This window comes from Microcystis sp. LE19-195.1E, from assembly GCF_027532095.1.
GTDB classification, from domain to species: Bacteria; Cyanobacteriota; Cyanobacteriia; order Cyanobacteriales; family Microcystaceae; genus Microcystis; species Microcystis aeruginosa.
Genome location: NZ_JAPZSZ010000278.1, coordinates 1 through 8,105, shown reverse-complemented (window position 1 = coordinate 8,105; position 8,105 = coordinate 1). Strand labels below are relative to the sequence as shown.

Sequence of the window (8,105 nt, the reverse complement as noted above, 5' to 3'; positions counted from 1 at the left end):
ATAAAATTGATTCAGGCTTTTTAACGGTCTGCCATTAATCAACAAAGGGATAAAGTCCGGTTGATTTGAAGTTACAGCCATCAAATTATCTATGCCTAAATCTATCGCAGCTATCTTTTCATTAGGAGCTAAGAACTGTTCAGTTTTCTCATAAATTACCTCGATTACATAACAATCACATTTAGGAACTATTCTAACTTCTGCTATGCGATCCGCTACTCTCGTCGGCAAGGCATTGAAGTACCTGATAGTTTGACTAATCCTTGCCGAAGACCTACTTTGCTTAGGGATTGAATCGTGTAAACTAAGAGATTTCGTCCTTTTTTTGGCTCCTTATAGCTTGGGATTTTGGGTTTTCCCAGAAATTTATCGGGGTGACTTTTAAACTCCGATGAAGCGGCAAAAAATGATGGCCAGTTTTTGTCTAATCCTCTTAAAACTTGTTGGGAAACTTTAGCGGGTAAAGCTTGATACTGTTCTGTCTTTTTCATGAGAGAGGCCATCTGATTATAGGTCAAATAGCCATGGCCATAAATGAAGTTTTGTCGGATTAAATAATTGGCTGAGTTGTAGAGATTTTTAGACTGCCAAGATAAATTATCTATCTCAGCCCAAAATCTATGTCCTTTCTTGATAATGTGTCTTTCGGCTACTAACATTATTGTCCGTTGTCTTTTAACTCAGCTATAATCTTTTCTGTCTTTCTTTTCGACCTTCTTAATCCGTAAATTCGAGAACAAAAAGAGGTAATAATGGCTATTAAATCTGACATCAACTCATCTTGATTATCCTCACTTTGATTGACAACCTCCAGTTTTTTATCTAGTTCTTTTAACAAGATTTCTAGATAATTAGTCCCAAATCTGGCTAGACGGTCTTTGTGTTCAACAATTAAAACATTATAATTGGGGTCAACTAGAATTTTGGCTAATTGTTGGCGATTATCGTTTAATCCACTGCCTACTTCTTTGACAACTTTGTAGATTTTGTAGCCTCTGGCAACAGCATAATCTTTTAATCGGTCAGCTTGTCTATCTAGATTGTCTTTATTTTCGGCACTGGAAACTCTTGCATAAATGCAAGCTATCAAGTCGGGTTTTGAATGGTTGTCATCCGTTATGATAATTGTACCAGAAGGCAATTGATAACCTGTTAAATTCCCTTGTTTCCACCACCTCCAAGCCGTTCGATAACTTATTCCTGTTTTTTTTGCATAGTCTGATAGTTTCATATCTATATATTGCCATGCCTGACTATATCTGACTATATTTGTATTGAAACTTTACAATACCAAATCCAGTTATTAAAGACTGATTATCTATTCCTTCTTTTGCATGAGTGCCTCTTGCATGAGTGCCTATCCTGATATGTAGCCTATACTCAACGGATTTAGTATAATTGCTAATCTTTGCTTCTCTTCTCATCCCTTAACCCCCCAAATGAGCATTGCCAAATTAATTATCTCGATCGTCGCTCGGCTGTTGACCGGGGCAATTTTCTATCAACCGACAGGAGAGAAAATTATCGCCCTTACTATCGATGACCTACCCACTCCCAACGATCCGGAAGGAAAATCCACCGATCGCATTTTAGCAGCGATCGCCGCTCATAATCGAGAAAAAGCCAGCCCCGTCAAGGCGACTTTTTTTCTGATCACGGGACACCTGCAACCGAACTCCACCTTGATTGAGCGTCTAATCGCCCAAGGTCACGAAATCGCTAATCACGGCAGCCAAGATCTCCGCACCAGTCAACTGGCTGCCGACGCTTTTGCCAGTCAATTTCGGGAAGCTCACGATATTTTAAGTCGTCTTGCCGGTCAAGCGCCGCGCTGGTATCGTCCCGGTCAAGCCTTCTATAATCAATCTATGCGCTCGTTTTTGGGGAAATTCCCTGGCTACGAGTCCCGATTTGCCCTCGCTTCCATGATCCCTTTAGATACCAGAAAAGGAACGAATCATCCTCAATTTACCACTTGGTATATCTCGCAATTTATTTTCCCTGGGGCGATTTTAGTGCTTCACGGTGGGTCCCCCGAAAGAGATGAGAATACGGCGATCGTACTGAAGAATTTATTAGCTAAATTACACGATCGAGGTTATCAGGTGGTGACTCTCAGCCAATTAGTTGCTCACAAACGTTATTAGGTGACATTTTCTAGGCATTAAGGACAAGAAAAGATCGCCAATTCAAAAAAAGAAAGAAGTTTTATTTGAGAATTTCTGCCTTCTTATTGTCAAAAATATTATCTATAATTTTCATTTTCTCTAGGTAAATTGGGTTGATGATAATTGATTAACTATTGAGGGGATTATTTTGATTCCTCTATTTTCTTGCGCCTAAATACACTAATATTGACATTTTCTAATCCGTACTACGAAAAGTATTGCCTAAAAAATACGGATGTTTATTGCCAGAGTGATTGCCCTTGGCTATAAATTTACATACTACTACTATGCTACTTAGTGAAGTGCGGAATGTGGGTCTTAACTAATAAAAGGTGCGATATCGATGGGGAACCAATCCCCGTCTAATACTTGTTCGAGAGTGAATATAGACTCTAGGGGAATTGTATTTTTATCGACAATTCTCCCATCAATTAGGGTTTGTCTTGCGTCTGAATAGGCCTCCCCGAAGGAATTGATGGCATGATTTTTCAGCGTTGGGGTTTTCATCTTTTTTTTCAGTTGCACTCGAAAAGTGGCTATCTCTCCTAGCCAATGACGCGCGTTTCGTTCTCTTTCCGCTGCCCAATAACGCAGTTTCAGAAGATGGATTAATAGTTGAGTTAATAAACTTTCTACGGCCTGGCGCTCACTTTTTCCCATCCATTCGACTTCCTCGATCAGATTTTCCCAGTCCACCCTGTCAAACTCTTTTCGCTTTAACAGTTCGGCGGTTTTTTCTGTCCAGAGAACAAAATCTTCCTCATAGAGAACGGAGAGCGATGGCGGGGTTTGTGCGGTCATAATAGATTTCTGACGTTGCTGATTTGAGATAGGAATCTTCTTGTGTGGGATTTTTAAAACCTAGAGCCAAACTAGCTTTTGGATAGGATGCGCAGTTGGTAAGTAGCTAGACACAATTAATTACACATATCTAACTAGCTCTTGCATGAGTGCCTTTTGCCTTTCCTAACCAAGAAGTTAATTTCGTCCTATTACTTATTCATACCTTGAGTCAGCAACACCAGCATCAGAAAAATTAATTCTGACTCAAAAATAAACTGGGCAATCCGATAAGATTATCCTGCTTAAAAAAGATCGAATTTTGTTGTCGCAATTTACCGATTAATCTTGTTACTGTTACTCTGGTAGTGCCGATGGCGCTGGCAATTTGAGCGTGAGTTAGGGGATAGGGAAGATAATAGCCTTCTACACAGGGTTGACCGTATTCTTCCAATAATAGAACCAACAACCCCATTAATCGATCGAGGGAGCGTTTTTGACCGAGAATACTCAACCAAAATAACTTACGCTGGTATTGATGGCGAAAAGTTTCCATAACAGCCGATCGCAATTGCGGCCAGCGTTCTAGATCTTCCCAGTATAACCAGACTAACTCGGTCTCGTCTAGATGAGCTTGGGCTTGTAATTGAAAGGGAAATTGAGAAACAATCTCAAAAGGTTGCCCTGCACCCACAAAACCGAGAAATACTTCCTCACTATCGGCAATAGGTAGTTGACGGGGGGATTTTTGGTCGATAACGTTAACTTGTGCCTTACCAAGAATACGAATCGCCCCAGATTCCACAAAGTATAATAGCCCGGGGCGCGTGGCTACTCTTTCATCTTTGGCAAAGGTATGGTTACGATAATGGGATTTTGCCCAGTTAAAGATTTCTGTTTCTTGACCGATTGAGGGTATAAAATCCGACGAAGGAACCGAAGAAGACATTAAAATTAATAACCCACTGGGGCGTTGAGGGAACTGTAAACTAATGTAACAAAAAATTTCTGCGATTGGGGGGGGTCTTGTGGCCGGTAGATGGTTATCGGTCAATAATCCCTAAAAGTTGCGGGGATTGGGCAGATAGGAGAATTATTAAGTATTCTTAAGAGTATCCCCGCCCCAATGTTACAAAAGCTAGATAATCACCCTATCTATTTTTAACTTTTTCTCGCTTTTCTGGGGACTATGGCTTAGGATAGGATGCGTAACTATAATTTTCTATCCGATGATAAATGATAGATGATAGTTGATAGATAACTTAAATTTATACTTTTCCTTAAAAACTTCGGTCAAACTTGTATGAATAGCATTAGACAAAAAGTTGAATCCCTCTTGAATCAATTACCAGATGATTGTTCAATTGAAGATATTCAGTATCATTTATACGTTCTGGAGAAGGTGCGTCAAAGTTTGAACGCTGCCTCTCTGGAGAATACAATCCCCCAAGAAGAAGTTGAGGGTCTTTTAAACAAATGGCTGATCGAGTGAATTATCGCCTTGTCTGGTCGCCCAAAGCAATTGAAGACGTGGATGCGATCGCATCTTATATTAGTCGAGATTCCCCGTCCTACGCGGCGGCCGTCGTGCGTCGAATTCTTGATATAAGCTATTCTTTAGAAAATTGTCCCCTAGAAGCGAAAAAATGCGCCGAGTTTAGCGATGATACCATCCGAGAAAAGTCTGCCTATGCCTACCGTCTGATCTATCAAATTCAAGGGTCAGTAGTTATTATAGCGGCGATCGTCCATAGCAAGCATTTCTTGGATTGATCGAGTCAGTGATCAGTAATCAGTGGTCAACCGTTAGGAGTTAGGAGTTAGGAGTCAGTCAGGAGATAGGGGACAGGTTTTAGGTGTTGGAGGTTGGGGTTTTGGGGTTTTGGGGTTTTAGTTCAATTTCCCCACTTCCCCCCGCAACGCGCACGAAGTGGTCTCCCCACTTCCCCACTTCCCCACTTCCCCTAACCCGCACCCCCCAATTTTGAGCCTAATTCCCGCTTAATCCGGTTGAGAATCGAGGTTTCATCGAGGGAATCGAGAATACTGGCCACCACTGCCTTCGGGCCATCGGGTCCCCAGGTGGCCCCATTAGCGAGATAGGTTTTCGTCACTTGGCCGATCGCGTAACAGGATACACCGGCAACTCCCGCTTGAGTCAGGGCGATCGAAGTATAGGGAAGGAGAGAAATGCCGCCAGTGGCAGGAATCGAGAGACCGAGTAATCCTTTTAGGGAACTTAAGCCCAAAACCGCTAAAAATTCGCTGGCACTAATGCCCCCCATATTGAGGGCAATTTTTTGTAAAAGAGCGATCGCCCCCTGACGAGTTAAATCGATGCCGTATAAGCGAGAAAGAGCGAGAATCATGGCTAGATCGATAACTGCCCCCGTAAACAGATCCAACACCGTCACCGGATTCAGAGCGATCGCCGATGCTTTGATCATCACTGCTTTTTGAATCAATTGATTAGCGCCGCGATCACGGATAGCCATTTTGCGGGCGACAATTTGCTCGTTTACCTCGTCCGCATACAGCATAGAATTGAGTGCTACGAGCGATTTACCCTCTCGCTCTAGAATTTCCAAAATTTTGAGTTTCAGGGCTTCTATCTGGGGTTTTACCCGAAATCGTTGCGTTTTAAGCCGCCCATCCTGACCCTTGACGGTCTCCGCCACGAGGGGAGAGGCCGCCACCATAACAATCTCATCGGGGGAGAGTAATTCTTTCACCCGTTCTGAGGCGATTTTCTCATAGATAGCGAGGCGATCGACTTCTGGATACTGATCGATTTTATTAAAGACCAAAATCATCGGTTTTCCCGCTTCCCGCAACTTGGCCAGGGCGGAAAATTCCACTTTGGTCATATCACCGGAGATGATAAAAAGAATTAAATCCACCTGCTGCGCCACCTGACAGGCGAGAATTTCCCTCGTTTGCCCATCTACCTCATCAATACCGGGAGTATCAAGCAATTGCACCTGAGCATTACCCTGGCCGTTCAGGGTCAGACGCGCTAGATTGGGGAAAGTATCATCGCTGCTTAACTGCCAATTTACCCCTTTAATGGTGCGGGTAACTCCGTGTAGAGGGCCGGTTGTAAAGATTTCTTGACCGACCAGAGCATTTAAAATCGAGGATTTTCCCCGGCCCACCAGACCAAAAGCGGCAATTTGAATCAGGGATCGATCGAGTTTTTCTAGCAGGGCCACTAGGCGATCGATCTCCGCTTCTAGACCAATTTTCTCGATCGAGGTAAGATCCAGACGCTCGACAAGTTTGCTCAGAGAATTGCGTGCCTGATTATAGTTGAGTTCTTCTTGAATAGTGCCGACACCTCGAAGCGCTTGTTCTAGGTCTTCGGTATTCCAAGCTCGATCGAGGAACGGGTCAGAGGTCATTTCAGTTATCAGTTATCAGTTATCAGTGACTGAGTGGGTAGGTGTTAAAAATTGTCAGATACTCCCCTTATCAAGGGGGGATTAAGGGGGTATCGGCACTCCCCTTATCAAGAGGGGATTAAGGGGGGAACCATCTTCAATTTAATTATAACCAGCTTATTATTAAGGACAATCAGGATGAGTGTCATCTACGACTTGGAACACATCACCACCTATCATTATCGTAAACCGGTAACTTTTGGGGAACATCGGGCGATTTTTTTGCCTAGTGCCGGTCACGGTGAAAGAATTATCAGTTATTCTGTGGAGGCGAATATTGCCGCCAAAACGCGCTGGACTATGGATACTCTATCTAACAACGTGGTAGGGATTGAATTCGCTCAAGCAGCGTCAGAATTAATCGTTACCTGTCGATTACGGGCGGAACATTTTGGCTTAAAAGCGATCGCTGATTTTCCCCTCGATCAACGGGCGATCGAAATTCCCATCCAGTACACCCCCGATGAATGGTCAGATTTAGTGGTGTTTATGCGTCCCCACGCCGAGGATGCCGACGGCAGCCTGGCAGCTTGGGCTAAAAGTTTTGTAGCGGGGGACCAAGATGATACCCTCGATGTCATGGAAAGAATGATGGCGGCTATCAAAGATAATTTTACCTACCAATCCAGGGAGAGTGAAGGAACTCAATCCCCCGGAGAAACCCTGCGGCTAAAGTCGGGAACTTGTCGCGATTATGCTTGGTTGATGATCGAAGCTTTGCGAAGATTGGGTTTAGCCTGTCGTTTTGTCAGTGGCTATCTCTACGATGCTGCCCTCGACGGTGGTGAAGTGGGAATGACTGGCTCTGGTGCTACCCATGCTTGGTTACAGGTTTATCTACCGGGGGCTGGTTGGCGTAATTATGATCCGACTAATCAAATTACCGCCGGCTTTGATTTAATTCGAGTGGCGATCGCTCGTCATCCCGGTCAAATCATACCTCTTTCCGGTTCTTGGTTTGGTGATGCCGATGACTATTTATCTATGGATGTTAAAGTGACCATTCGCAAGCTGGGGACGCTGCCGGATTTTGATCCCAGGGAATAGGTTGAATTTCGGGTTTTTCCTTGACCAGCGATCGCAGAAAACGGGTTTCTCGGAGAAACCCGTTTTCTACTCATGCAATAAAGCGAAGATTGCCGTTTGGTTCTAGCATTTTTATCGATTTTTGTCAAGATATATTTGACACAATTTATTAGTAAAAGGGTTTCTTTTAGAAACTCTTTTTGTGCTTTCCAACTAATCCTATTTGACCTAATAGGAAAGGAAAGAACGGTTATATGTCAAAATATAGCGTTTCTAAACTGTTTTCAACTAATCCTATTTGACCTAATAGGTAAGGACTACTCGAAACCGTCGAGCCGGATTGGGGAATAGCCTTGATGTTTCCAACTCAGCAATTCTCATTTTGAAATAAATAGAGCATTAACCCCGATTTTGGCATTGAAAATATAGTACAAAATAACTATTTTTGAGGAAAGGCGATCACTAAAAAAACAATTGGCTGGACAAATTAAGTATAAATACTCAAGCAATCAAAGAGGTTGGCTGAGAACGAACGGGGTTAATTCAGGAAGATAAGCTTTTACGCATTTAAGTTACATTGACAGCATTACCCTTATTTTTAAGTTTTCTACTCCATTTAATAATCAATCCCCCTTCATTTAAAAGCTGATTGACTACTTTTTCCAGTTCTTCTTTATTTTCAAATTCTCGA

General features: G+C 42.9%; 9 protein-coding genes and 2 pseudogenes. 4 read left to right on the top strand and 7 right to left on the bottom strand.

Going from position 1 to position 8,105, the window contains the following annotated elements; translation table 11 throughout:
* The 3 genes and pseudogenes from O9300_RS15545 to O9300_RS15535 form a co-directional block, all read right to left on the bottom strand.
* Positions 1–231, bottom strand: a pseudogene (locus O9300_RS15545) (RNA-guided endonuclease TnpB family protein); the annotation flags it as partial.
* The gene (locus tag O9300_RS15540; RefSeq protein WP_287972606.1) at positions 216–659 is read right to left on the bottom strand and encodes a transposase; all 444 of its coding nucleotides are present in this window, start codon (positions 657–659) and stop codon (positions 216–218) included. The pseudogene O9300_RS15545 and the gene O9300_RS15540, both read right to left, overlap by 16 nt.
* The gene (locus tag O9300_RS15535; protein WP_409830980.1) at positions 659–1,237 is read right to left on the bottom strand and encodes an IS607 family transposase; all 579 of its coding nucleotides are present in this window, start codon (positions 1,235–1,237) and stop codon (positions 659–661) included. The genes O9300_RS15540 and O9300_RS15535 overlap by 1 nt, the downstream gene beginning before the upstream one ends.
* A gap of 202 nt (positions 1,238–1,439) precedes the next feature.
* Here O9300_RS15535 and O9300_RS15530 point away from each other — a divergent pair, with 202 nt between their 5' ends.
* The gene (locus O9300_RS15530; protein WP_287972603.1) at positions 1,440–2,147 is read left to right on the top strand and encodes a polysaccharide deacetylase family protein; all 708 of its coding nucleotides are present in this window, start codon (positions 1,440–1,442) and stop codon (positions 2,145–2,147) included.
* Positions 2,148–2,486: 339 nt separating this feature from the next.
* Here the strand turns inward: O9300_RS15530 and O9300_RS15525 are convergent, their stop codons facing one another.
* Together O9300_RS15525 and O9300_RS15520 are read right to left on the bottom strand one after the other, a co-directional pair.
* On the bottom strand, positions 2,487–2,969 hold the full coding sequence (locus O9300_RS15525) for a DUF29 domain-containing protein (protein ID WP_287972601.1): 483 nt from the start codon (positions 2,967–2,969) through the stop codon (positions 2,487–2,489).
* 235 nt (positions 2,970–3,204) lie between these two features.
* Positions 3,205–3,897: a Crp/Fnr family transcriptional regulator gene (locus tag O9300_RS15520; RefSeq protein WP_287972600.1), complete on the bottom strand. Its 693-nt coding sequence runs from the start codon at positions 3,895–3,897 to the stop codon at positions 3,205–3,207.
* Positions 3,898–4,251: 354 nt separating this feature from the next.
* Here O9300_RS15520 and O9300_RS15515 point away from each other — a divergent pair, with 354 nt between their 5' ends.
* Both O9300_RS15515 and O9300_RS15510 read left to right on the top strand, forming a co-directional pair.
* Entirely contained in the window at positions 4,252–4,440 is a 189-nt protein-coding gene (locus O9300_RS15515; protein ID WP_002737442.1) for a hypothetical protein, read from the top strand.
* The gene (locus O9300_RS15510) at positions 4,425–4,721 is read left to right on the top strand and encodes a type II toxin-antitoxin system RelE/ParE family toxin (RefSeq protein WP_081310256.1); all 297 of its coding nucleotides are present in this window, start codon (positions 4,425–4,427) and stop codon (positions 4,719–4,721) included. Before O9300_RS15515 ends, O9300_RS15510 begins: the two co-directional genes overlap by 16 nt.
* A gap of 191 nt (positions 4,722–4,912) precedes the next feature.
* Here the strand turns inward: O9300_RS15510 and O9300_RS15505 are convergent, their stop codons facing one another.
* Positions 4,913–6,349 carry a GTP-binding protein gene (locus O9300_RS15505; RefSeq protein WP_287972597.1) on the bottom strand — a complete coding sequence of 479 codons (1,437 nt, stop codon included), beginning with the start codon at positions 6,347–6,349 and terminating at the stop codon, positions 4,913–4,915.
* Positions 6,350–6,526: 177 nt separating this feature from the next.
* Here O9300_RS15505 and O9300_RS15500 point away from each other — a divergent pair, with 177 nt between their 5' ends.
* Positions 6,527–7,435: a transglutaminase family protein gene (locus tag O9300_RS15500; protein ID WP_149986830.1), complete on the top strand. Its 909-nt coding sequence runs from the start codon at positions 6,527–6,529 to the stop codon at positions 7,433–7,435.
* 546 nt (positions 7,436–7,981) lie between these two features.
* Here O9300_RS15500 and O9300_RS15495 read toward each other — a convergent pair.
* Positions 7,982–8,105: pseudogene (locus O9300_RS15495) on the bottom strand (IS630 family transposase); the annotation flags it as partial.